At 35.9% G+C, this 25,130-nt stretch carries 24 protein-coding genes; 19 read left to right on the top strand and 5 right to left on the bottom strand.

Annotated features, from left to right (window positions below):
• The first annotated feature begins 25 nt into the window (after nucleotides 1-25).
• From DAY19_RS14305 to DAY19_RS14295, 3 genes are read left to right on the top strand one after another with little or no spacing between them, the layout of a single operon-like run.
• Nucleotides 26-2,863, top strand: coding sequence for a hypothetical protein (locus tag DAY19_RS14305; RefSeq protein WP_115363648.1), 2,838 nt, complete (start codon nucleotides 26-28; stop codon nucleotides 2,861-2,863).
• Complete coding sequence (locus DAY19_RS14300; RefSeq protein ID WP_115363646.1) at nucleotides 2,864-3,310, top strand: hypothetical protein; 447 nt, start codon at nucleotides 2,864-2,866, stop codon at nucleotides 3,308-3,310.
• 1 nt (nucleotide 3,311) lies between these two features.
• The gene (locus DAY19_RS14295; protein WP_158536924.1) at nucleotides 3,312-4,286 is read left to right on the top strand and encodes a PilW family protein; all 975 of its coding nucleotides are present in this window, start codon (nucleotides 3,312-3,314) and stop codon (nucleotides 4,284-4,286) included.
• On the opposite strand, the gene DAY19_RS14290 is transcribed toward DAY19_RS14295, so the two are convergent.
• Complete coding sequence (locus DAY19_RS14290) at nucleotides 4,283-4,534, bottom strand: BolA/IbaG family iron-sulfur metabolism protein (RefSeq protein WP_115363642.1); 252 nt, start codon at nucleotides 4,532-4,534, stop codon at nucleotides 4,283-4,285. The two genes, DAY19_RS14295 and DAY19_RS14290, sit on opposite strands and share 4 nt — an antisense overlap.
• A 13-nt stretch (nucleotides 4,535-4,547) precedes the next feature.
• A complete protein-coding gene (locus DAY19_RS14285) occupies nucleotides 4,548-4,946 on the bottom strand; it encodes a hypothetical protein (RefSeq protein WP_115363640.1) in 399 nt (132 codons plus the stop codon).
• A gap of 111 nt (nucleotides 4,947-5,057) precedes the next feature.
• Between DAY19_RS14285 and DAY19_RS14280 the strand changes: the two genes are divergently transcribed.
• Complete coding sequence (locus DAY19_RS14280) at nucleotides 5,058-7,958, top strand: helicase C-terminal domain-containing protein (protein ID WP_115363638.1); 2,901 nt, start codon at nucleotides 5,058-5,060, stop codon at nucleotides 7,956-7,958.
• Nucleotides 7,959-7,964: 6 nt separating this feature from the next.
• Here DAY19_RS14280 and DAY19_RS14275 read toward each other — a convergent pair whose 3' ends face one another.
• Entirely contained in the window at nucleotides 7,965-8,705 is a 741-nt protein-coding gene (locus tag DAY19_RS14275) for a hypothetical protein (protein WP_115363636.1), read from the bottom strand.
• Between the two features lie 12 nt (nucleotides 8,706-8,717).
• Here DAY19_RS14275 and DAY19_RS14270 point away from each other — a divergent pair, with 12 nt between their 5' ends.
• The 14 genes from DAY19_RS14270 (at nucleotide 8,718) to DAY19_RS14205 (ending at nucleotide 22,178) form a co-directional block, all read left to right on the top strand.
• A complete protein-coding gene (locus DAY19_RS14270; RefSeq protein WP_115363634.1) occupies nucleotides 8,718-9,257 on the top strand; it encodes a potassium channel family protein in 540 nt (179 codons plus the stop codon).
• Complete coding sequence (locus tag DAY19_RS14265) at nucleotides 9,254-9,607, top strand: SirB2 family protein (protein WP_115363632.1); 354 nt, start codon at nucleotides 9,254-9,256, stop codon at nucleotides 9,605-9,607. Before DAY19_RS14270 ends, DAY19_RS14265 begins: the two co-directional genes overlap by 4 nt.
• A 16-nt stretch (nucleotides 9,608-9,623) precedes the next feature.
• Nucleotides 9,624-10,934: an MATE family efflux transporter gene (locus DAY19_RS14260; protein WP_115363630.1), complete on the top strand. Its 1,311-nt coding sequence runs from the start codon at nucleotides 9,624-9,626 to the stop codon at nucleotides 10,932-10,934.
• Nucleotides 10,931-11,593 carry a class I SAM-dependent methyltransferase gene (locus DAY19_RS14255; RefSeq protein ID WP_115363628.1) on the top strand — a complete coding sequence of 221 codons (663 nt, stop codon included), beginning with the start codon at nucleotides 10,931-10,933 and terminating at the stop codon, nucleotides 11,591-11,593. Before DAY19_RS14260 ends, DAY19_RS14255 begins: the two co-directional genes overlap by 4 nt.
• A gap of 12 nt (nucleotides 11,594-11,605) precedes the next feature.
• Nucleotides 11,606-12,088 carry a YchJ family protein gene (locus DAY19_RS14250; RefSeq protein ID WP_115363626.1) on the top strand — a complete coding sequence of 161 codons (483 nt, stop codon included), beginning with the start codon at nucleotides 11,606-11,608 and terminating at the stop codon, nucleotides 12,086-12,088.
• Between the two features lie 172 nt (nucleotides 12,089-12,260).
• Entirely contained in the window at nucleotides 12,261-13,604 is a 1,344-nt protein-coding gene (locus DAY19_RS14245; RefSeq protein ID WP_115363624.1) for a Na(+)-translocating NADH-quinone reductase subunit A, read from the top strand.
• Nucleotides 13,604-14,809 (top strand): NADH:ubiquinone reductase (Na(+)-transporting) subunit B, encoded by a 1,206-nt coding sequence (locus DAY19_RS14240; protein WP_115363622.1) that lies wholly within the window; start codon nucleotides 13,604-13,606, stop codon nucleotides 14,807-14,809. The genes DAY19_RS14245 and DAY19_RS14240 overlap by 1 nt, the downstream gene beginning before the upstream one ends.
• 10 nt (nucleotides 14,810-14,819) lie before the next feature.
• Complete coding sequence (locus DAY19_RS14235) at nucleotides 14,820-15,593, top strand: Na(+)-translocating NADH-quinone reductase subunit C (protein ID WP_199506665.1); 774 nt, start codon at nucleotides 14,820-14,822, stop codon at nucleotides 15,591-15,593.
• The gene (locus tag DAY19_RS14230; RefSeq protein ID WP_115363618.1) at nucleotides 15,593-16,210 is read left to right on the top strand and encodes an NADH:ubiquinone reductase (Na(+)-transporting) subunit D; all 618 of its coding nucleotides are present in this window, start codon (nucleotides 15,593-15,595) and stop codon (nucleotides 16,208-16,210) included. The genes DAY19_RS14235 and DAY19_RS14230 overlap by 1 nt, the downstream gene beginning before the upstream one ends.
• A gap of 13 nt (nucleotides 16,211-16,223) precedes the next feature.
• Complete coding sequence (nqrE, locus tag DAY19_RS14225) at nucleotides 16,224-16,835, top strand: NADH:ubiquinone reductase (Na(+)-transporting) subunit E (protein ID WP_115363617.1); 612 nt, start codon at nucleotides 16,224-16,226, stop codon at nucleotides 16,833-16,835.
• 25 nt (nucleotides 16,836-16,860) lie between these two features.
• A complete protein-coding gene (gene nqrF / locus DAY19_RS14220) occupies nucleotides 16,861-18,087 on the top strand; it encodes an NADH:ubiquinone reductase (Na(+)-transporting) subunit F (RefSeq protein ID WP_115363615.1) in 1,227 nt (408 codons plus the stop codon).
• A gap of 427 nt (nucleotides 18,088-18,514) precedes the next feature.
• Nucleotides 18,515-19,795: a sensor histidine kinase gene (locus DAY19_RS14215; protein ID WP_158536923.1), complete on the top strand. Its 1,281-nt coding sequence runs from the start codon at nucleotides 18,515-18,517 to the stop codon at nucleotides 19,793-19,795.
• Nucleotides 19,796-19,848: 53 nt separating this feature from the next.
• Nucleotides 19,849-20,709 (top strand): hypothetical protein, encoded by an 861-nt coding sequence (locus DAY19_RS14210; RefSeq protein WP_115363611.1) that lies wholly within the window; start codon nucleotides 19,849-19,851, stop codon nucleotides 20,707-20,709.
• Nucleotides 20,710-20,783: 74 nt separating this feature from the next.
• On the top strand, nucleotides 20,784-22,178 hold the full coding sequence (locus DAY19_RS14205) for a sensor histidine kinase (RefSeq protein WP_115363609.1): 1,395 nt from the start codon (nucleotides 20,784-20,786) through the stop codon (nucleotides 22,176-22,178).
• Between the two features lie 62 nt (nucleotides 22,179-22,240).
• Here the strand turns inward: DAY19_RS14205 and DAY19_RS14200 are convergent, their stop codons facing one another.
• Both DAY19_RS14200 and DAY19_RS14195 read right to left on the bottom strand, forming a co-directional pair.
• Nucleotides 22,241-22,867 carry an iron-containing redox enzyme family protein gene (locus DAY19_RS14200; protein ID WP_115363607.1) on the bottom strand — a complete coding sequence of 209 codons (627 nt, stop codon included), beginning with the start codon at nucleotides 22,865-22,867 and terminating at the stop codon, nucleotides 22,241-22,243.
• Nucleotides 22,842-23,516 carry a calponin homology domain-containing protein gene (locus DAY19_RS14195; protein WP_115363605.1) on the bottom strand — a complete coding sequence of 225 codons (675 nt, stop codon included), beginning with the start codon at nucleotides 23,514-23,516 and terminating at the stop codon, nucleotides 22,842-22,844. The genes DAY19_RS14200 and DAY19_RS14195 overlap by 26 nt, the downstream gene beginning before the upstream one ends.
• A gap of 187 nt (nucleotides 23,517-23,703) precedes the next feature.
• Between DAY19_RS14195 and DAY19_RS14190 the strand changes: the two genes are divergently transcribed.
• A complete protein-coding gene (locus DAY19_RS14190) occupies nucleotides 23,704-25,086 on the top strand; it encodes a sensor histidine kinase (protein WP_115363603.1) in 1,383 nt (460 codons plus the stop codon).
• Nucleotides 25,087-25,130: the final 44 nt, after the last annotated feature.

Here is a 25,130-nt window from a genome sequence, read left to right as displayed (position 1 = left end):
TTGAATTGATTAAAAATGGATTTTTATGAAGTTGTTAAGAAATGAACGCGGTGGTGCTGCTCTAGCATTTATAATTTTTGCTTCGGTGGCCGCAGCGTATCTCACAATGAACCTAAATCAGGTTCTCGACGTTGTCTCAAAAAAGAAAAAAGATGGCCGCATAAATGCTGAAATGGATACCTTTACTCGCGGTATTATTTCATACACGACTCATGCTTTAAAAAATCGTTGGTGTATGGATGATAAGTGGGCCAGAAGCGAAAGCTGTTCTGGAGATATGCATGAAGTAATTAGTAATAAGTTAAATCTTGAAAGGCTTCTATGGTCTAGCGCTTCTCTAACTGCGATTAAGCAAGCCTATAAAAATGAATATAATAAAGAAATTGGCTTTGAACCTGCTCTTGATGAGGTCTCGACAACAATAAATATAAAGTCTCTAGGGGAGTTAAGTCAGTCCCATCCAATTAACCTTTCTCTAACTAATACGCTTAGAAATTGTATGGATGAAGTTTCAATTTCTTTAAAGAAAGCTGAAAATAGTGCTCTTTATAAATCAGGGGATGATCGCTATATCGAAATCTTTGTTGAAGCAAAAATGAAGGATATCGATAGATGCTCCGATTATAATAGTAGACCCTACGGGAGAAGTTTAGTTGGTCTATTTCCAAGAACCCTAAATCAATTTGCAATCATTAAAGGTGGGGATCTAGACTTATCTAAATATACTGGATCGGAGAGCTCAAAGGGCTTAAATATTCACGCACCAATTTATGTTGATAATGACCTTATTCTACCGTCGAGCTCTTATGCACCAGTTGGGATTTATTCCAATATTCATTTAGGAAGAGGTGCTGTCAAAAGTGGTTCTGGTAATTTTGTGCCAAAGAGTTTTGGTGGACAGGATGATCAACTTTATTCGACTTATGCTAATGTAAAAACGATAAAACGAGGCGTTGTCTTTGAAGACGAAGTCGATGAGGGGATTGCCGCCTTATTTGGTAATGAATATTATGTTGATACAAGTCTGGCAAAGAAGTGTGATATTTGGCGCGAGCTAGAAGAGAACTTATCTGAAACTAGAGATTCTAGATTATTTGGTAAATTAAGTGGTAGTGGCTTTAGTGTCGGACTTTCAAAAACAAATCTTCCGATATCAAATGAATTTAAAGAATATGCCTTCCCAAGTGAATTAGTTAGCTCAACGAAGGGCTATACTGTTATTTTAAAAAATGACAAAAATACAGTCTCTTATATAGATGTAGGTAAATCTGAAAAGCCAATCATGAAAATGGACGTTTCTGTTCCTGCTAATGGTGAAACTGCAGAGTTGTTACTAGCACGTGATACAGAATTCAAAATTAACTTAAACTCTAGCATTAACTTTATTAAATCTAAGGAAGTTCTTACTAAAGAAACAGTAACAGATGAAGAATTTGATGACACTTATAAGGAAAATGACTTTCAAAGAGTTGTTAGAAATATTTCAAGTAAATGTAGTGATCTCAACTCTAAAGATCCTAAGGTAAGATCAGATAAATGTAGCCTTGTTGATTCTAATTTCAATGAATCAAAAAGTAGTAGTTGTGCAAGTGTATACAACGATGATCCTGGTGCTAAGGCCAGCTGCGAGTCTCGTGTTAACGCAATCGAAACTGCTTCTAATGAATATGCTGAAATGAAGGATGAATCACTTGAAGAAATTGAAGAGTATTTAAAAAAGCAGCCTAGTATTGATTTTAGTCTTTCGGCCTCAACAACAAATATCACAAACTTTAAAGTTGATATAAGTAATAAGGATCAACTCAATAGTGATGCGTATAAGAATATATCTGATATTACATTATCGTTAACAGCTTTTGATTTTGCCATTGAGAATAGTTCTAATTACACAACAGGACGTCGTAATAATGAGGCCCATAAACCAGGACCTAATGAATTAGGTAATCCAAACCTCATTAATATAAAACTCATTCGAAATAAAGAAGGAGTGGTTGAATCTATTAAGTATACAAATGCCGGAGATGAAGAGCTTAAGGGCTGGACAATGTTAAAGCGCGATAATGGATTTAATGAACCTCCTCGCAAGCCGATGCCGGGACTATTTGAAAAACTTAGTAAGGAATTATTTATGCCTGAAGGTGGCTTAAGTATTTCTGAAAGTAAAGAGTTAAAAGAAAAGTGCTCTGGCATACCTGTTAATGACAATTATTCTTGGGATATCTCTTTTACAAAGAATACGCTGCATTCTTGGATGTATGATGTTGGTGGAAATGGAATTACATTGACTGAGACGATGGAAATGCAAGATCGTTACTTATTTAATCAAAGTAATATGTATCCAGGTGATGCTGGTGGGATACCTAATCAATCGGTCACTAAGAAATGCATTATTCCAAGTGATGTGAGTTTTATCTTTGGTTTCTACGCTTGTCTTGAGCTAGAGATTGAACCTCGTTCAACGCCTTTAACTTTTGTGGGAACACTACTAGTAAATGAGTTAGAAATATCAAGTGGTGCTCTTACCAGTGGTGTGAATTTCTATAGTATTTGGCATCCGGCCGCTATCGAAAAGCTAAGAGAGTATAAATGGCTTGCCCGTCGAGATGAAAATGGAGAGTTACTAGAATGTGATTCTAATATTACTGTTTGGAATAAAAATATTTCAAGACAGGAGCAATATGATTTAAGAACTTGCTCCCCAATTCATTTTGTCTTAGAGGGGCCAAATAATTATAACTGGACGACTGTTGATCCAGAAATAGGGCTTCCTGAAAGTGGGGGACTTGTCACAAAATCAAAAATACCAAATCGTTACCGCCGATTTAATATCCAAACATATTGGGTTGAAACTGGGAGTTTATAGTTGAAGTTGGATAATAAAGGTTTATCTTTAGCAGAGATTGTTGTCACAGCTGGCCTACTAGGTGTTCTAATATATGCCTTTGTCGGTGGACAAAATATTTTTAGAAGTGCAAATAAGAAATCGAGAAGTCAGGTCGTTCAACATAATCTTGTTAATTCTTTGTATCGTAAAATATCATCAAATAGTGCTGTTTTTCAGGTTAATATGAATAGTGATGAATTCTTATCAATGACAAGTGTACAAGATCTCAATGAAAAGCTTCCTCTTGCTTGGAATGATAAGTTGGTAACATCTGTTGAAGAGTGTCCTAGTTGCCCAGGCCGTATGGGCTATATTCTAACACCTCACCCGACATATCGTGGGCTTTTAAAGCTTGTTATTCGCGTAACACATAAGTCTTATATTGAAGGCTTTAAGGATTATGAATTTGTTATTTCAGGGGAATAGAATGTTTAAGTTTATAAAAAAGAGTAATGGTTTCTCCCTTGTCGAATTATTAGTTGCTTCAGGACTTGCAGGAGTAGTCTTATTGTCAGCAACGTCATTCTTTAGTCGTTATAAAAGAGATAATAAAAAAGTAACAGAAGAGATTTTAGAAACAATTAATTTAACGCAATTTGAACAGGTCTTAAGTAAGGACCTATCTCTTGCAAAATTCTCTCTGGGCTCACTTGAGTTAATGGATGATAACGATAGGAACTTTTTCGATTTTTATTTTGATGTTACTTGTGAAGAAAATTGTCAAAGAGAGTTCGTTCTTAAAACTCCATCGGGAGTAGGCTCATTTTCTCGCCCAATTTATTTTCTTATTCAAGACCCTTTCTTTTCTAAAGAAGTTATTTTAAATCCAAGTGAAGCTTATAACTCAAGTACAGAGTTTCAAAGTTTAAACTTTAATAATAATTTGAATAATAAATTATATCAGCCTTCTTTGCCTGATGAGCAACAAGATATTATATGGAGAAAGGGGGCGCTGATTTATGCCTATGCAAACCTTCCTGTTCGTAAAGATAGTAGTGAGCCAGGAAAGAATGCACCTACTAAATATAACTATCTTGGTTGGGTGAAGTCAAAAGGTGCATCTAAATTAGAAAAAGAAGATATTGAGCCTGATTTATTTATAAATTGGGATGTGAGATCGATGAATTATTATAATAGTGAAGATGACTTTTTAAGAAATATTCCCTTTGTTTATGGGCTTGCAAACTCTGTGTATGTAGCAAGAGCTCGAATCATTCGTTACCGTTTAAAAGCCTATAAAGATAATGACCAAGTACTTGGCCGTTTATATCGCGGTGTAAAGCGCTCAGATGGAACTTATAGAGAGTTTGTTATTGGAGACGGTTTTAAAGAGTTAAGCTTCTCTCGTAAAGATGTCTCGTTACCATTTATTAATGTTCGATTTGATGTTGTTGAAAACTAAATCAAACCTTGGTTTTGGGCCTGCTCAACAGTTAGTGTTTTAAGCTGTACTGCGTGAAGGTCCTCACTTAGTTTTTGCTTTAGAATATCCATAACCATACGGTGTTGTGCTAGAAGCATCTTTCCTTTGAATTCATCACTAATAATTGTGATTCCAAGATGATCACCGCCACCAGTTAAGTCATAAACTTGAACTTGTGAGTCTTTGATATTTTCTTCGATTATTGTTTTTACTTGTTCAAATAACATTTAGTGAATCCTCTTAATTTATAATTGGTTTTGCAGCAGCATAGAAGCTCGTTATAAAAGTTAGGATACGAAATGCTAATGTCGTAATTCCTAGGTAACGATGCTTTGGAATGAATGAGCGATCTCCTGCAAGAACCTTTCTACCTGAGATGATCATTGCGAAATAGAGTACAACACTCGATACTGCAAAGAATAAGTGTATTTTTAAAGCAGTTTGTGATTGAAAGACTTCCAGGGCCTTATCTATCGCACTGCGATTTAATTCAATTTGTAAAATTAGTAGGATATCCCAGATAATTGCGCTCGACATAATTTTAATATGCTTTTTGCGTTTCTTACTCTGCGTCACCCCGTAAACCATAAGAGCTAGGATGATAAATGACTGAATTTGAAAAAAAGTCGCTGAAGACATGTAATGGCCTTATAAAAATACCCAATTAATAATATATACCTAGAATATGACATAAAAAGTTGATTATCAATATGATTCAACAGTGCTAACTTATCTTTAGAGGAAGATGATATGAGCGAAGACAATAACACACTGGGTAAATGGGCATTATTAGATATTGAGACATCGGGCGCTGATGCAAGCGTTGATGAGATCATTGATGTTGGATTTCTTCAATTTGAAGGAACAAAACTTATTCATAAGTATGAATCACTATGCCGTCCAGAATTTGAAATTTCTAAATTTATTCAAAAGCTAACGGGAATCGATAATAAGATGCTTAAGAAGGCACCAATGCTTGATGATGTAATTGGTGAGGTTCTTGAATTAGATGGCCATGATATTTTGGCCCACAATGCTGACTTTGAAGCGGGTTTTCTTGATCATCATTTTGAAACTTTGGACTTCAGAGAAGGACATCGCTGGCAAGACTCCCTTTATTTCTTATCATTACTATTTCCACATATGTCTTCTCTTAAACTTGAAAACTTTATTGTGGGAATGGGACTTGCAGATAAAGAGCTACATCGTGGTTTACAAGACTCTATTGATCTATTGAAAGTTGTTATTGTGGCAACACTTATGACGAAAAAAAATGCTGGAAAGTATAATTTCATGATGTCTTTAATGCATAAGTATTCATTAGATAAATATTGGTTCTTTAAATTCCTAAGTCTCTATGAAGAAGACGTTTTAGAGATTGCAAATCAAATTGATTTTGATCCTATCCCACATATTGAAACAGCTCTTGAATGGGCATATCCAAAGACTTTAGAGGATAAGCAAGAATATCATCAAAACTTTGATATGACCTTTAATGGTGCCAATGTAAAAGAAATATTTAGTAATGAAGAAAAAGTCTCAAAATTATTTAATGGTTATCGTTATCGAAAGTCACAAGAAGACTTGGCCTTAAAAGTTGGGCAGTCTTTTAAAAATCATATTCATTCAATGGTTCAAGCTCCTACTGGAACAGGTAAGACTTTGGGCTACTTAGTACCATCTGCATTATTTGCTTTAAGTGAACAAAAACAGGTCCTCGTTGCAACAGGAACAAAGACACTTCAGGCCCAGGCCATGAATAAAGACGTTCCAGCACTTCATAAGCTTTTAGGTGTCTCACCAAAGGACTTAAAGATTCGCCAACTTGTTGGCTCTAGTAACCACTTTTGCGAGTTACTTTTTACACAAAGACAAAATGAAACAGATTTATTCACTGACACAAAAGACTTCAAAGAAAAATTTAGTGATATTTATTTTGAATCACTTTTCTTTCATAATTCAAATAGTGCACTTGAGCATATGATCTCTCGAAATGATCTTCCTTTCGTTTTGAAAATGAAATTAGAAGACTTTTCACAAGCAGAAAAAGACTTGGCCGTAGATTATAGGGCCTGCTCAAATAAGCAATGTCCATACTATGCAAATTGTACATATATTCGTGGACTTCGAGATGCAAAAGAAGCTGATATCATTGTTGGAAATCACGCCTTGATGTTTTCTTGGACAAAGTCATTTCCACGTCCTCCATACGTCGTTGTAGATGAGGCACATAAGATTGAAGGTGAGGCAACAAAGGCATTTTCTGCTGAAGTAGGGCAGTCTGATCTTGAAAGTCTACAAAAACAATTACAAAACCTACAAGGTCTTGGCTCTCTTTTTTATTTAATTGGAAACCTTATTGAAGGTAATCAGGAAGAAGAGATCTCGGCACTTCGTATGCTTTCAATTGATAGTGCAACAATGTTACGTGATCATTTATTTGAATTACCTGATAAGTTTGAAATGATCTTTAAAAAGATGCCTCGCTATACAGATAAATTCTGGAATGAGCTTCCAATGATTATGCCAACTGAAAAAGAAGGCCTAAGGCTGAGTGTTTTCCATCATCTTGAAAGTATTTACCATCTTCTTAAATCAATTTATGAGAAGGTCTATCCTTATACTGTTCGTTGGCAAGCAAGTGATATGCAAGGGCCGCCTGAGATTACAGCGTGGACTCGCTTTGAATCTTTTGTCGGAACACTTGAAGATATTATGAATGCCTTAGCGCTTCTTTTAAAAATTGAAACGTCAACGCAGCCGTATTCTCTTTCAATGAAGTATCATGAGCAGCAGGGATTTCTTTTAACGGCCGGCCCAATTAATACGGGGAAAATACTTCACGATCAACTTCTTCAGACATCTTCTTCAGTTGTCTATACTTCCGCAACATTAGGCAATGAACATGGAGATCAAGGAAGTCGTGGTATGGAGTGGTCAACAGGTTATCTCTATAGTGAGCCAGAAAGACGCTTCCGCTCAGGACTATTTCTTCCTTCTGTATACGATTATAAGAATAAGACTCGTGTCTTCTTATGCGATGATACACCATCTTTATATGATAAGGATTTTGTAAAAACAGTTTGTGATCGTCTGGTTCCATTTATTGAAGATATTGGTGGAAGAACGCTTCTACTTTTCTCTGCTCGTGCCAGGTTTGAAAAAGCTGTCGAGTATATGTTGGATAAATTTGAAGGTAAACTTCCTGTCTTTGTTCAAGGTATGGGCGCCAATGTCGTTGAAGAGTTTAAGGATTCTGGAAATGGAATTCTAATTGGAATGGAGTCTTTTGGTGAGGGGATTGATGTACCTGGTGACGCTTTAAGATTTGTCTTTATTGATAAAATTCCAGATCTTTCAATGGATCAGGTTATTCGATTAAGACGTGATTATTACGATACAAATATTGGTAATGAATTTGAAGATTATTATCTAGCACACCGTACGCGTAATCTTCATCAAAAGCTTGGCCGACTCCTGAGAACTGAGAATGATGCAGGAGCAGTTGTTGTTATTGATTCACGAATTAAAAAGTGGAAGAATTCAACGATGGCAAAGCTTACAAAGCAAATGGAGCCTTATCAAATTAATCGTACAAACTTTAAGCAAGCGCTAGAAGCTTCTAAAGAATTCGTCCAAACATTAGAATAGGCTATCTTAAATAGTATCCAGATTATTGAGATACTTAATTGTGATATTTGTGCCTTTATTATCCTTAATAATGTAGGGAATTGTTTGGTGTTGAGATAGCCAGATATTTAACATTTCTGGAGTCTCTTTCAATTCTTTTGGATCATTAGATTCAATTTTTTCAAATAGCTTATACTGAACGGCAGTAACGGTACTGCCGTCAATTTTGATATTTTCTGAAGTCTGGGCAACTCTTTCAACAACAATATTATTATTGATAATCGGTCCAGAATACGTCCATTGATTATTTGTTGAAAAGAAAGAGTAAAAATTCTTTCCTACGGAATCAAACTTCTTTGACCATAAGAAAAGCATTGAGCAACAACTTAGGGGAGTTGTGACAAAGAACTTAGGCGAGGTTGCAATTGATTCAGTCTTAACGATATCACCACATTCAAATTGATACTTAAGTTCACTATTGGAGTGATCAAAGAGAAAGATTTCTTTTGAAACTTGTTCACCAAGTGACTTCACAATATTAACTTTTATTGGAGTGTATTCCTTATCAACTGTATAGGCCACGTGGACCTTTAAAAGTTCCCCAGTCATTACACGCGCTAGCATTTCACCCTCAAAATAGATCTGATGGAATTTTGGCCTGCGATAGACTTCAAATGTTTCTTCAGCATAAAGGTTATCTTTACGGTAGTAGTTGTACGCACCGCGATATATCTTTTCACCCTTATTACTATTCCCAAAGTAGCTCATATTCAATATTATATGTTAAATCCTAAATTTATAATAGAGGTCAATTTGCGCTCAAGCATCAACATATTCTTTGAACGATTTATCTACTTGTTCAAGACTGTTCCTTTCTGGGTTATTACTTTCCTAGGTAATAGTGGTGTTTTAATTTTTGCCTATACTTTCTTTCATTTCGAAAAGGGTCATAATCCTAACGTGACAACTATTAGTGACTCAATTTGGTGGGCATTTACTACTATCACAACCGTTGGATATGGAGATGTTACACCTGTGACATTTTCGGGAAGGGTGGTTGCAGTTTTTCTAATGATTCTTGGTACAGGATTATTTGCTACATATACTGCCATCTTTGCCAATGTTATGCTTGGAAGAGAATTTCTAACTATTGGCCACCGCGTAAAGGTGTTAAAGAAAAATGTTGAGGGAATGCAAACAAGCTTACACCGTGAAGATTTAATGATAGAAAGAGAATTAGCTAGAATCAATAAGACTTTAAACTGTATTAACGACAGACTGACAAGTTTAGAAGAAGAGAATAATGGAGAAGAAGAATGAGTTATGAATTTTACAAAGTACTTCACGTTTTTATGTTAGTACTAATGGTTGCAGCTTTTGCACCGCAATTTGTTGGCCCTCAAGGTAATAACTCGAAGTTGCTAAAAATAACTTCAGGTATTGCAAGTTTCCTACTATTTGTAGGTGGTATGGGGCTTTTAGCTCGTATTGGTGTAAGCCACGGTGAAGGTTGGCCAATGTGGGTAAAAGTAAAAGTTGGTTTATGGGTAGCTGTTTCAGCACTTGGACCAATTTTAGCTAAGAGAATGAAGAATAATAGACTTGCTGGTCTAGGTCTTATCTTAGCACTTATCTTTGTTGCAATTTTTTCTGCTGTAACAAAGTACTAATCAAGTAATTCAATCTATGAATCGAGATTGGTTATCTTATAAGGGCCTATGGGCCCTTTCTTTGCCTTCTATTCTAGCATCAATGCTAGAGCCCTTAAGTTCAATTGTTGATACGGCCTTAGTTGGAAATTATGATACACAGATGCTTGCGGCAATGGCCGTAGGAGTATCAATCATCTCATCATTAACTTGGATGTTTAACTTCTTAGTTCATGCACCAATTCAAGCAATTTCACAAAAGCTCGGCAAAAAAGACTTTCCTCGAGTGGTCTCTCTTATTAAAGTTACTTTCTTAATTGCTCTGGCCCTAGGACTTATTTTAAGTATTTTTCTTGCACCATTTAGAGATTATATTTACCAATTTCTTTCAGTAGACCCTAAACTTTATAAACAATGTGATGAGTACTTCTTAACTCGAATATATGGCCATACATTTATCCTACTTTTTATGTCTGCACTATCCATATTAAGAGGCATGGCCGAGGTCAGAACAGTTCTCTATATTATTGGCTTCACAACACTTACTAATATTATTCTATCCTACTTAGGTCTTTATATCTTTGATGGTGGACTGGCATCAGTTGCAGCAGCTACTATTATTGCAAATGCACTTGGTCTTCTTATTGCCCTTTTCCTCGTTCTTAATCAGAAGTCTTTAAAAGGCCTTTTTATTAAAAGCAAGATTGCTCTAGAAGACGCATTTCATATGGGCAAGAATTCATTGAATGTATTTATGCGCTCAGCTTTCTTAACCACAAGTTTCTTTCTTGCTACAAAAGTTGCAAGTTCAATCTCAATTAAGGCGCTTGCTGCCCATCAAGTGATATTGAATTTATGGCTTTTTGCATCTTTTTTTACCGATGGCATTGCTACATCGGGAAATATTATTGGTGGTAGTTTGTATGGAAATAAGGGACATGAGAATCTTAAAGAAATCTTTAGAAAACTCTTAATAATGGGTGCTGTTGTTGGAGTTATTTTTTGCATTCTTTTCTTAACAGCTAACCGCTTTCTCATTGGACTATTTACTTATGATCAGTCGATTTATGAGATGATTAAAGGGGTCATTGTTTTCTTGGCCATCGTCCAAATTCCTGCTTCCATTGCGTATGTCTATGACGGACTGGTGTTTGGAATTAATCGCTTTGATTTCTTAGGCAAGCATATGGTCATTGCTTTCTTTACTTGTTTTCTGCCTCTTATTTATTTAAGTTTTACTTATCAGTCGTTTCTATTGCTATGGTCAGCTATTTTTTCTGTAGGAATCTATCGATTGATATCAAATGCCTATTTAATTAATAAAACACTAAAGGTGAGTGAGTTGTGAAAGAGTTGGGAGCTAAAGGCTTTTCCAAAGATTATTGGGACGTAAATTACGAAGATGCCGATGATATGGATGGTATTGGAAATGCCAAAGAGCACGTTGGTTATATTAAGTATCTATTTGGTATGGAGTATATTGATATAAGTTCAATAATTGATCTCGGCTTTGGCCTGGGACACTTATTTGAGGCACTTCTCGATGAGTTTAAACCATATAAGGCCCATGGAATTGAACCCAGTGAACATGCTTACAATATTGTTAAGAAGCGTGACATCAATAAAATTCCATCAACTAAATTTAAGCTAGAAAAAACAGATTTAGTTTCATGGTGTGAACGCAATAAAGACAAAAAGAAGTCCTTTGATTTGGCCGTTTGTACTTCTGTTTTTCAATACCTCACAGATGAAGAGCTAGAGTATTGTTTGCCAATTTTAGCAAATCGAGCAAAGTATCTTTATTTGACTGTACCTACCGATAAGGAACTCGATCGCCAAATAGAAGATCTTGAGTTCAAAGATGAATATGCCATAAGACGAAGTCGTACAAAGTATCAAAAGATGCTCAAGCCGCACTTCACATTTATTTCTAGTCGACTACTAGAAAGCAAGGTATATTTTGATGAAACAAACACTAATTTTACCGACTTATTATATCGATTTTAAATGGAGTTTATTATGAGTTGTCCATGTGGACTTGGAGAGAGTTTAGAAAAATGTTGTTTACCAATTATTAAAGGTGAAACAAAAGCAAAGACGGCCGCACTTCTAATGCGCGCACGTTATTCTTCTTACACAACTGGGGATATCGACTTTATTGTTGATTCAACGCACCCAGATCATCGTGAAGATATGGATGTAAACGAAATTAAGGCTTGGTCATCACAATCTGAGTGGAAAGGACTTGAAATAGTCGACACTGCAGAGGGAACAGAAAGAGATGATTGGGGAATGGTTGAGTTTAAAGCAACTTTTGGCCTAGGTGGACAAGACCATGTGCATTATGAGCGTTCTGAGTTCGTAAAAATTGACGGAGATTGGTTCTTCGTAGACGGAGAGCCCATTGTAGCGCAGGTTAAAAGAGACGGAGCTAAAGTTGGACGAAATGATCCATGTCCATGTGGCTCAGGGAAGAAATACAAGAAGTGTTGCGGTAAATAAATCGTAACTAAATAGCCTTCGTTTTGACGCATGATGGTCTCGTAATAAAGGCCAATCTTAATGGTTAAACTAGTTAAAATTAGGGTTACAACTTTATGTATTTCTGTTAAAAAATTAATAATTTCAAATTTTATTTTATTGTTAACAAACCAAAATAACGGGATTTGTCGCTATGATTCACATTAAGAGAGGATTGGATCTTCCTATCAGTGGGAAGCCATCACAAAAGATTGAGGCAGGACCTCAAGTGACTAAAGTTGCCCTTACTGGACCAGACTATGTTGGAATGAAACCAACAATGATTGTTCAAGTTGGCGACGAAGTAAAGAAAGGACAAGCGTTATTTTCTTGTAAGAAAGTTGAAGGTGTACTTTATACAGCACCAATCAGCGGTAAGGTTATTGAAATTAACCGTGGGGCAAGAAGAGCGTTTGAAACTTTAGTAATTGAAGTTTCAGGTAATGAGCAAGTTACTTTTGAAAACTACAAAGGAACAGGAGTTAAGGATTTATCTAGAGAAGACGTTCAGTCTCTTTTAGTTGAGTCGGGACTGTGGCCAACATTTAAAACAAGGCCATTTTCAAAAGCTCCAGATCTTGGATCAGAGCCAAGTTCTATTTTCATTACAGCTATGGATACAAATCCACTTGCTGCTGATCCTGCAGTTGTTATCGCACAAGCAGGTGAAGACTTCACAAACGGTATTGAAATTATCTCAAAACTTACTGATGGAAAGACTTATGTTTGTAAGGCAGCTGGAAGTAATATTCCAAAACCTACTACGACAAAAGTTGAAACAAAGGAATTTGCTGGTGTTCACCCTGCAGGTAATGCTGGTACTCACATTCACTTTGTAGATCCTGTAAGTAATAAAAAGACGGTATGGTCAATTAATTATCAAGATGTAATTGCTATCGGTAAGCTATTTACAACAGGTGAGCTTTCAACAGAGAGAATTATCTCTATTGCAGGACCAGCTTCTGTAAACCCAACTCTTGTTAAGACAATCCCAGGAGCTCACTTAGGTGAAGTAACTTCAGGTAAAGTTGGACAAGGTGAGGTAAGAGTTGTTTCAGGTTCAGTTTTCAGTGGACGTGCAATGGCCGGTTCATTTGCTTATCTTGGTCGTTTTCATAACCAAATTACTCTTCTAGCTGAAGGGCGTGAAAGAGAGTTCTTAGGATGGCACAAGCCAGGTCTTAATAAATTCTCTGTTAAGCGTACATTCCTTCACTGGTTAAAGCCTGGGCAAATTTTCAATTTCACAACTGCTACTCATGGTTCTGATAGAGCGATGGTTCCGGTTGGATCATTTGAAAAAGTAATGCCTCTAGATATGCTTCCAACTCAACTTCTAAGAGCACTTGTAACGAAAGATAATGACTACGCTATCGAGCTTGGTTGTCTTGAACTAGACGAAGAAGATCTAGCTCTTTGTACTTTCGTAAGCCCTGGTAAAGTTGATTTCGGACCAGCTCTAAGAGAAAGTTTAACTATTATTGAGAAAGAAGGATAATTACAATGTTGCGCAAACTTCTAGATTCTCAACATGATAACTTCGCTAAAGGCGGGAAGTTCGAAAAATTTTATGCTGTATATGAAATGATCGATACATTCCTTTATACTCCAGGTGGAGTCGCTAAAGGTTCAGTTCATGTTAGAGATGCACTTGATTTAAAAAGATTAATGATCACAGTTGCTATCGCTCTTATGCCTGCGGTATTTATGGCAATGTACAACACAGGTCTTCAAGCAAACTCTGCTCTTGCAGCTGCTGGAATGACTCCTGAAGGTTGGCGTGCTGATATCATCATGGCACTTGGAGCAGGTTTCTCACCAGAGAGCTTACTAGCTAACTTATTACACGGATTCTTATACTTCTTCCCAATCTTTCTAGTAACTCAAATTGCTGGTGGTTTCTGGGAAGCATTATTTGCAATCGTTAGAGGACATGAAATTAATGAAGGTTTCCTTGTTACAGGTCTTCTTTTCCCTCTAACTCTTCCTCCAACAATTCCATTATGGCAGGTTGCTGTCGGTATCTCTTTCGGTGTTCTAATCGGTAAAGAGGTATTTGGTGGTACAGGGAAAAACTTCCTAAACCCAGCTCTTACTGCTCGTGCATTCCTTTTCTTTGCTTACCCTGCACAAATTTCAGGGGATGCGGTTTGGACTGCAGTTGACGGATTCACTGGAGCAACAGCTCTTTCACAAGCTGCTCTTGGTGGAGTTGAAGCAATCACTGTTTCAATGAAAGATGCTTTCTTAGGATTCATCCCAGGTTCAATGGGTGAGACATCAGCTCTTGCTTGTTTAATCGGTGCTGCAATTCTAATCATTGCAGGAATTGGTTCTTGGAGAATCATGCTTTCGATGACACTTGCTGCTGTTGCAACATCAGGTCTTTTAAATATTATCGGATCTGATACAAATATGATGTTCTCTGTAACTCCACTTTGGCACTTAGTGATTGGTGGTTTTGCATTTGGTACAGTATTTATGGCAACAGATCCAGTATCAGCTTCTATGACGACAAAAGGACATTGGTTCTATGGTGCTTTAATCGGTTTCATGGTTATCCTTGTTCGTGTTATTAACCCAGCTTTCCCAGAAGGTACTATGCTTGCAATCCTTTTCGGAAACTGTTTTGCACCATTAATTGATTACTTTATTATTCAAGGTAATATCAAGAAACGTGCAAATGGATACAAGACGGTATAAGGGGGCAGTGATGAGTAATGATAGTACTGCAAAAACTCTGATCGTAGCAACAATCCTATGTGTTGTATGTTCAGTTGTCGTATCTTGGTCAGCGGTTTCATTAAGACCACTTCAAGAAGAAAACAAAGCTTTAGATATTAAGAAGAACCTTCTTATGACTGCTGGGATTGTTGAATCAACAGCTCAGAAGAAAGAGATTGAGGAAGCTTATAAGCAAATCGAAGCTAAACTTGTTGATCTTAAAACTGGTGAGTACGTAACAGATATTAAGCCATCTGAATACGATGCAAACAAAGCGGCTAAAGATCCAAAAAGAAATTACAAGATTCCTTCAGACGAAGATCTTGGAAATATTAAGGTTCGTGCAAAATACGGAAAAGTATACTTTGTAAAAGACGGTGAAGAAACGAAATCAGTAGTTTTCCCAATTCACGGTAAAGGTCTTTGGTCAACAATGTACGGTTTCCTAGTTCTTGAAACAGACCTAAATACTGTAAAAGGTATTGGATTCTACGCTCACGGTGAAACTCCAGGTCTTGGTGGTGAAATTGATAATCCTCAGTGGAGAGCAGTTTGGCCAGGTAAGAAGATCTTTGGTGAAAATGGAAATCCTCAAATTCAAGTTATCAAAGGTGAAGCACGCGATGCTAGCAAATTTGATATCGACGGTCTTTCAGGTGCAACTCTTACAGCTAATGGTGTAACAGGAACTGTTCGCTACTGGATGGGGGACGACGCATACGGACCATTTATTGATAAATATACTCAAGGTGGGGGTGAATAATGAAATTAAAAGAAACAGTTCTTAACCCATTATTTGAAAATAACCCAATTGCTCTTCAGATTCTTGGTATTTGTTCGGCCCTTGCCGTAACAACTAAAATGGAATCAGTTGCAGTTATGTGTTTGGCCGTTACATTAGTTTGTGCATTTGCAAACTTATTTGTATCGCTAATTAGAAATCACGTTCCAAGTGCAATTCGTATCATCGTTATGATGACGATCATTGCTTCACTTGTAATTGTTACTGACCAGCTTTTAAAAGCTTATGTTTATGATGTTGCAAAGTCGATGTCAGTTTACATTGGTCTAATTATTACTAACTGTATCGTTATGGGACGTGCAGAAGCATATGCAATGAAGAACCCACCAATCATGTCATTCTTTGATGGTATTGGTAACGGTATTGGTTATTCAATTGTATTAGTATTTGTTGGATTCTTTAGAGAGCTTCTTGGTTCAGGAAAGCTATTTGGAGTTTCTATTTTAGCAACAACTGGAGAAGGTGGTTGGTACCAAACTAATGGTATGGCACTTCTTGCACCATCTGCGTTCTTCTTAATTGGTTTTTTCATCTGGGGTCTACGTACTTGGAAGAAAGATCAAATAGAAGAAATGTAAGGGTAGGTGAAATATGTTAGAACATTATCTTAGTCTATTTATAAAAGCAGTATTTATTGAAAACTTAGCTCTAGCTTTCTTCCTAGGTATGTGTACATTCCTAGCGGTATCAAAGAAAGTTAAGACTTCACTAGGTCTTGGTGTTGCGGTTGTTGTTGTTCAAACAATTACAATTCCAGTCAATAACTTACTTTATAATTACTTATTAAAAGACAATGCACTTGCTTGGGCAGGTATGCCAGGAACTGATTTATCATTCCTAGGACTTATCTGTTACATCGGTGTTATTGCGGCAATGGTACAAATCCTGGAAATGTTCCTTGATAAGTACATGCCTGCTCTTTATAACGCTCTTGGGATCTTCCTTCCACTTATTACTGTAAACTGTGCCATCCTTGGTGGTTCATTATTTATGGTGGAAAGAGATTACACATTTGGAGAGTCTGTTGTTTTCGGTCTAGGTTCAGGATTTGGTTGGGCCTTAGCGATTGCAGCTCTTGCAGGTATTAGAGAGAAAATGAAGTACAGTGATGTTCCAGACGGACTTAAAGGTCTAGGGATTACTTTTATCACTGTAGGTCTTATGGCCCTTGGTTTCTTAAGTTTCTCTGGGATCCAACTTTAACGGTAAGTAATAAAAAGGAAATATTATGAATGCAATTATTCTTGGTGTTTTAATGTTTACCGTTGTGGTTCTGGCCCTTGTCTTAGTTATTCTTTTTGCTAAGTCAAAGCTAGTATCAAGCGGAGATGTTAAACTAACGATCAACGGTGAGAAAGTTGTTCAAATCCCTGCTGGAGGGAAGCTACTTAATGCTCTTGCTGATCAAAAATTATTTGTTTCTTCTGCCTGTGGTGGTGGGGGAACTTGTGGCCAGTGTACAGTTCACGTTCACTCAGGTGGCGGTGAAATCCTAGAAACTGAAATGTCACATATCTCAAAGAAAGAAGCTCGTGAAGGTCTAAGACTTGCATGTCAGGTTAGTATTAAAACTGATATGGAAGTTGAAGTTGAAGAGTCTGTCTTTGGTGTTAAGAAGTGGGAATGTACGGTTAGATCAAACCACAACGTTGCTACTTTCATTAAAGAATTCGTTCTTGAACTACCTGAAGGTGAATCAGTTCCATTTAGAGCTGGTGGTTATATTCAAATTGAAAGACCTCCGGGACTTTCTATTGATTATAAAGACTTCGATATTGAAGAAGAGTACCGTGGGGATTGGGATCAATTCAACCTATGGCAATATAACTCAACAGTAAACGAAGAGACAATTAGAGCCTACTCGATGGCAAATTACCCTGAAGAGAAGGGAATCATTATGCTTAACGTGCGTATTGCTTCTCCTCCTCCAAGAGCTCCTAAAGGAACTCCTCCAGGGAAGATGTCTTCATATATCTTTAGCTGTAAGCCAGGTGATAAAGTTACTATCTCTGGTCCATTTGGTGAGTTCTTTGCTCGTGATACAGATAAAGAAATGGTTTTCGTTGGTGGTGGAGCTGGTATGGCGCCAATGCGTTCACATATCTTTGACCAACTTAAGAGAATCAAAACTGATCGTAAGATGACTTTCTGGTACGGTGCACGTTCTAAGAGAGAAATGTTCTATGTTGAAGACTTTGACGGCCTACAAGCTGAAAATGATAACTTCAAGTGGCACGTTGCTCTATCAGATGCTCTACCAGAAGATAATTGGGATGGATACACAGGCTTTATTCACCAAGTATTACATGATGAATACCTGAGCAAGCACCCAGCTCCTGAAGATTGTGAGTACTACTTATGTGGTCCTCCAATTATGAACAAGTGTGTTATCGATATGCTTCTTGACCTTGGGGTTGAGCGCGACGACATCATGCTTGATGATTTCGGGGGATAAACCTCATAAATTCGTTTTAAATGCGTCAGGCCCCCGGTGGAATTGGTCGTGTACATGAGTACACTCCCGGCTTCCCCCGGGGGCCTTCCTTTTTAAAAGCAAATTTCTGAGGTTTATCCCGGTCTTAGGTTTTTATGTCCAGGATGGACGGTATGTCCGCGAAGGCAGGAGCCGAGAGCGGACGCATGCCCAGGATGGACGGTATGTCCGCGAAGGCAGGAGCCGAGAGCGGACGCATGCCCAGGATGGACGGTATGTCCGCGAAGGCAGGAGCCGAGAGCGGACGCATGCCCAGGATGGACGGTAAAATCTTAAGTTAAGTTATCCTTTCTTAAATTGTTCATTTTTTTTAATATGCTATTTTTTAGAAATGGATAGCATGAGCTCGTTATACATAGTTTTATTATCCTTCTTACTACTATGTGTTGTGAGTGCTTACGTCATTGCATCTCTGGATCGAGAAACTAATTATTCACAGCTGAAATTGGCCTTAAATATTAACTTCTTCCTTTATGCAATTAGGTTTGTTTTTGCTGAAAGTAGAGAGATGGATATTATCCTCTTTAGTCTAAAGGTTGTTCCTCTTTATTATCTTAGTAATTTCTTTTTAGATAATCGTTTAAAGTATTATCGTAAGAGAATCTCTATCTTCTTTGTCTTAGGCCTTGTTGCCGGAGGCATCCTTTATCTCTTTAATACCAAAATAATGTACTATACTCTTCCTATTGCCTTAGGGAGTTTCTCTCCCGGTATATATGCTCTTTATTTCTATGGAAAGAGACTTACGAATTTAGAAAATATTTTCTATTTTGGAATTTTTAGTGTTGCTGCCATTGTCACTCTTTCATTTTGTTTAAGCTATGAAGTTCCTGGCTCTGCTGTTTGGGGTTGGAGTGCTGGAGTATTAACTTTTATCTCCATTATGATGGGAGTGTTAGTTAAAACATTATCTAAGAAAGTAGAAGGTGATCACAAACTTCAAGAAGAACTAAAGCTTATTAATGCTATTTATAAGTCAGTAATTCACGATACTTCAAATGATTTAAACTTCCTCTCCTTAAGCCTTGCTAGAGCATTGCGAGATGAGAGTTTAAGCTATGTTAAACGGGCCTACGATCGACTTAGAGAGCTTATTAAGTTTAAAGAAGAAATGAGAAAGCAGTTTGATGGACAAGATAATTATTATGAACTCAATCCTGTCGATGTATTTAAGTGCGCTATCTCACGTTACGAAGAAGGTTTTCATGAGAAGAATGTGCAATTCATTACCACTGCACCAATAAAGAAAGAAGAAATATCCCTACCCATAAGCAAGGAGAGTCTTGTTAATTCTGTTCTGGGCAATTTATTATCTAATGCTCTTAAGTTTACTGACTCTGGTCTTAAGGTTTATTTTTCTATGGTGATAGACCATCATTTCATCTACTTCAGTATTATCGACTCCGGACAGGGGATACCTGAGGATATCGTAAAGTCAGTTCAAAGTTTTTCAAAAGTTCGCTCTAGTGCAGGGACAAATAAGGAGACGGGCAGTGGGATGGGGCTGAGTATAATATGCTACATCGTTAATCGAATTGGTGGTGAAGTTCAATTTTATAGATTGGAGCGCGGAACTAAAGTTGTGGTTAAGATTCCTTATACAAAAAGTCTTTCAAATCGACCAATTGATGACTTGGAGCAGGGTGATTTTATAAGTGCTCGCTATTAAGCCCTGATATCTTCTTACAGTAATAGTAATTTTAAGTTTTTCAAGGTGTAATTATGGATATGAAAGCACTACTTACTCTACTTATTACAACTTATGTGTTGGCCGCAAGTCCAGCTACGATTTCCCAATTTTCAAATTCTCTAGAAAAGAGCCATGGATTAAAACTTGGTCGGCTAGATGATGTTGCTCAAAAGGTGCGTATTCGTAAACCTAACTTCTTTGAAAAGTGGATGATGAATAAATCAGGGGCCGAAGCTACTTATAATGATAAGACCAATACAATTGTTCTAAGAGAGAAGAATTGGCGCGGTAGTCGAATTGTGGGGCTTTCAGACTTTCCAATGGGACAAAAGTATCAATTTACAATCTTAGCATCAACTGTCTTTCATGAAATGATGCATGCGGATTTTGATGTTTTAATTAAAAACTCAAATAGTCGTTCAGCAATTGCTCTTAAGAATGTTGAGAATTGGTTTCGTAAAAATATTAGAGGGGTAAACGCCCACGTTGCAGCCCACGAGTTCTTTGGTTATACGGCATCTGATATCATCACTGGTTTAAATATGGATATTCAGGATATTCTTATGAATCATGGTATCAATTATCAACAAGAAAGATGCTTTGGTAAAAAGGGCCTAAAGAGAATTAAAGATAGGCTATTTCCAAGTGGAGACATTCGTTTTGTTGATACAAAAAATGTTTCTCAATATTCATTAAAGCTTACTCCTCGTTCCGTTTTTATCAAAGGAAAGGGAATCGATCTTAAAGGCACGACTTTTCCAGACTCATATCGAGCAGGGATTTATGAGCATTTCATTGCTGAATATGGTGCTCCTAAATCATCAAAAGATCTATTAGACTTCTTAGAGAGAGAGTATGGTGATTTATTACGCCGCTGTTATCAAGATATTTAATTTGTTAAATGTAAGTTGCACGATCCGTTTTTTCAATGGAAAATATCTCTAAGTATTTTTGGAGAGTTTTTTAATTGGAAGTCAGTAATAAAGCGTTAAATGCATACTTTGATGGGATCAAGTCCATGGGGGATTCGGTTGACGAATTTCTGTGTGAAATTTCTATGCAGGATAAAAGCCTCACAGATGAAAAAGGACGAATCTCTTGGGAGGATTTCAAGCTAATTACAATTGCTTTTGCAAATCGTTACGAAAATTATACCGAGATTATTAACGAAACAGGTGTCGCAAATAAAGTTATCAAGCCTATTTTTGATACTATAACTTATTTTGTTAGCTATAGCTTATTATTTAATTTCTTCTTGAAGCTTTCATTTAAAATCTTTTATTCAAATGTTAAAGTGTCCTCAAGAAAAATCAGTTCAGACACCTTTCATTTAATATTTACTTTTGATCATTCTGATCAGATCTTTCATGAGTTTATCAATATGTATGTTGATCTATTTCGAACGGTTCCAATGAACTTCTTAGGAGCAAAAAGTCCTTCTAGAGTAAAGTTTAGAACTCTTGATAATAAAGTCATCTATACTGTTTCTAATCCAGTATTTGCTAAGTTTAGCTTACCAAATTTCTTTTATAATCTCTTCTTTACTAAGAGGAAGTATAAAGAGTTAATCTTGCAAAATATTGAATACTCTAATCAGTTGGAAGAACAAAATCTTGAATTGGAAAATTATCGAAAAAAATTAGAATCTTTAAATGCGGATCTAAATTTAAGTAATAGAACGTTAAATCATGATATAGCCAATAAGTTATTAAGTCTTGAGTTTGCAAAGAAAAAGATAAAAAGAGGGGATTATGAACAGGCCATAGATCGAATCGATCGTTTTTCAAAATCTGTTCTAGGTATAATTAATAATTCAAAAGGTCGAAGTTTTAAACATGATCAAATCTACGAATTTTCTGAGATTAATTTATACTCTCTCTTGTTAGACTCTGTTACTGAGTATGAAGATCTTGCTCATCAAAAAGGTATACGAATTATTCATGACTTTAAAATTGATGATAATTTAAAAATTTATACGAATAAAATAGCTCTTCAAAATAATCTAATCTCAAATATTATGTATAATGCAATTAAGTTTTCCAAAAAATATGGGAGTATAGTATTTTCAGCGGAAGTTCTTGAAGACCAATTATATCTAAGAATCATCGATTTTGGTGTTGGAATCCCACAAGAAAAAATTGATCTTATAAAGATGAATAGCGGTGCTATTGATTCAACAAAGGGGACTGAAGGGGAAGCTGGAACAGGACATGGTATGAGTATTATTATGGATACTGCTGCTGCACTTGGTTTTAAAGTAAATATTTCTTCAAGTTTAGATAATGGTACATCTGTTGAGTTATCTAAAAATATTGCTCATGAGGATAATGATTATTCAAATATTCTTTTTTTAAAGAATTAGCTCTATATAGGCCATTCTTAAGTGTTTTTCTCGAAAGAATGACCTAGGTGTTTCTTGTATTTTTATGCTGCTTTTTCAAATCCAATATTTTTAGCTTCATTGCATTTTTTTAACATTGATAAATACCTCGTTTTTGTCATTTTTATATTCTCAATAATTAAATCTAAATTATCTAATTTCTCTACCGCTTGATATGCTTTTTCTACATGTTCAACATCTTCGTTCGAATGAATAAACATAAATCGCGTAGCAGGTTTTCCATGTATGGAGATGAGCTTATCAATGTATTCTTTAGGAACAGAAGCAGCAAAAGCTTCAAGAATAAGAACCCATCCAAGGACACTTTCTCCAGAATACTTTTGTGCAAGAAAAAACTGTGATTGATAAAAAAGCTTTGTTTCTTCAAATTCAATGAAGTTTTCTATTTTGAACCCAAGTCGTTTTAAATCACCCAATGCTAAATTCTCATGGCCAGCTTCTTCATCAGCATGTTCTAGCCATCTTTTTGCCATATCTGATTTTTTACTCTTTTCTGCACAAAAAAGAAGGATATCCTCAGAGCTTGAAGTATAAAAATATGTTTGTGCCAGCCAGTTTGCATATACTTCACGAGATTCTAAGTTCGCTGCCATAAAGAAATCGATCATTTCAGCAACTTCATTATCAACTAATTTTTTTAGCTTGCTCATAAATTTTCTCCTTGTCAGATAAACTCTTAATTTTTTCTTTGAAAGGTTGATAGAGGCTATTAATTGCTTTTGCTAGCTTTTCATCTTCTATATCTGGAACAGTTTTGTAGTTCATATGTAAAAAATCACAAAATAAACTTTTATATATAATATTTTGAATAATGATTTCACCATGGACCCGACCTTTTAAACTTGCTTGGTTTGTTTTTACAATAGGTGCGATCACATGTTCTGCTTGAAGATCACGAATGATATTCATAAGTACTTGCTTTAGGCCTTCATAAACATCAATTTCGAAATGGCCTTGTCTAAAATTAGGGTGGACAGTTAAAAGCTCAACACTCCATGTTTTTTGAAGTTCTAGTTGCGTAAGTGTCTCTAATACTTCATTTGGCATATTAGTGAAAAAAGAATGATGTCGGTAAGCTAACAAAGTATAATCGTACTTGCTCATTGCACAATATCCAATAGGCTTCATTTCGTGATAAAGCAAAATATGTATATCTTGTCTTAATAGTGAATCAGAGGGGAATACCTCGTACTCTGTGAATATATTTTTCCATACATCCATATAAAGCTTAAAGGCCTCATTTATGGAAAATGAGTTTACAGATGAGTTCATTATTTCATCTTTTAAAATAATATTCATTGATATATTCATAAATTTTATTTTAGTAAGGAAAGGCTGGCCATAGGGATAATTATATTAGATCTTGAGTTTTCAATACTTTATATACAAAGTAAACTTGTTTTGTTTACTTTGGTGTGCCACTATTTTATGTGTATGTTTTACACATCAAACTGTCTATACTTACTTATATGGTAGATAAGAACATATGATGAACGATTTACAAATCTCAAGTGTCGTTGCAAATATTCTCATGGGCTCTCTTAAGAAATTCAATATTGAGAGAGACGAGTTCAACGAGCTCTACAGAGAACATTTTGGTAACAAACAAAAATATAGCAGTGTAAGTTTTCTTAATGAATACTTCGCAAAGCTACGCAAGAGTTATTCTGATGAAGAAATCGTTCACATTATTGCTATAGAGGGAATTCATTCAGAAGAAATCGCATTATTTAAAAATCTCGTTTTTAGCTTCATTTCACATAAGAACCTATATCGTTTTCAATCGAGGCTAGTTCTTCCTTATCTATATAAGGGAATAAAGTTAAAGGTAGAGTTTCGAGATCGAAAGATCATATTAGAGCAAATAAATGAAACTCAAGAAAAAATTGATCCAATATTTTTTAAAGTATATCTCGAGGTTTATCGCAATTTTCCTGTAATCATTGGAAGAAAATCAGCAGTTATTTTATTTGAAGAAATTACATCTAATTCTTTAAAATTAGTTTTAAAGCCTGCATTAGGAAGTAATATCTTCTCTTCTTTTTTCCTATATATTCGTACTAGAAGTGCTCATTTTGGTGCAAGATCAAAGTACTTAAAATTAATTAATGAGCTAAAGGATGAAACAGACAGAAAAAACGAAGAGTTAAAGCGCTTAAACATGATGTTGGATCAATCTTTAAAAGAAAAGTCCGTTCTAGTTAGAGCGATGGGCCACGATGTAAATAACTCTATTTATGCCTCTCAGCTATTATGTCAAAGACTTGAGAAGAAGCTAGAAAATACAAAAGAACTAGAGTTAGTTAAGAAGCTTACAAACCATATTAATATTATTCAAACCATCTCAGCTAATACTTTAAAAAATGAAATGGATGAGGACCACATCTTAAATGAATATAGTTATGAAAAGGTTTCTGCCATTGTTCATGAATTAGAAGAGATCTATCAAGAGCAATTGACTAGAAAACAAATTCAGGTGAATTTTAAAATTGATGTGGAAGAAGAGATTATTCAAATCAATAAATCAGTCTTTTTATATAATATCTTATGTAACTACTTCTTTAATGCCATCAAATATTCTTCTGTTTATTCAGAAATTGATGTCGAAGTAAAGCAAGTAGGAGATTGTTTTTCTTTCAGCATTATTGATTATGGAAAAGGAATGAATGTTGAAACTGTGCAACAGATAGAAGGAACTTTAGGTGAAAAGGGATATGGCCAGGGGATGATCATTGCTAAGAACCTTCTTGCAAAAATGTATGGTGAAGTAAAAATTTCAAGTGAAGTAGGAAAGGGAACAACGATTACTTGTGTAGTCCCTCGTCTGCTATCAAAAAGCTCAATTTCTGGAGTTTCATTAAATCACTAAAGTAACTATCAATTGTAAATATGCATCGTCTTATTTCTTTGCTA

Source organism: Halobacteriovorax vibrionivorans, assembly GCF_003346865.1.
In the GTDB taxonomy this organism is placed as follows: Bacteria; Bdellovibrionota; Bacteriovoracia; order Bacteriovoracales; family Bacteriovoracaceae; genus Halobacteriovorax_A; species Halobacteriovorax_A vibrionivorans.
Note: the sequence above shows the minus strand (reverse complement) of the source record. Positions and strands in the feature narration are given on the sequence as shown.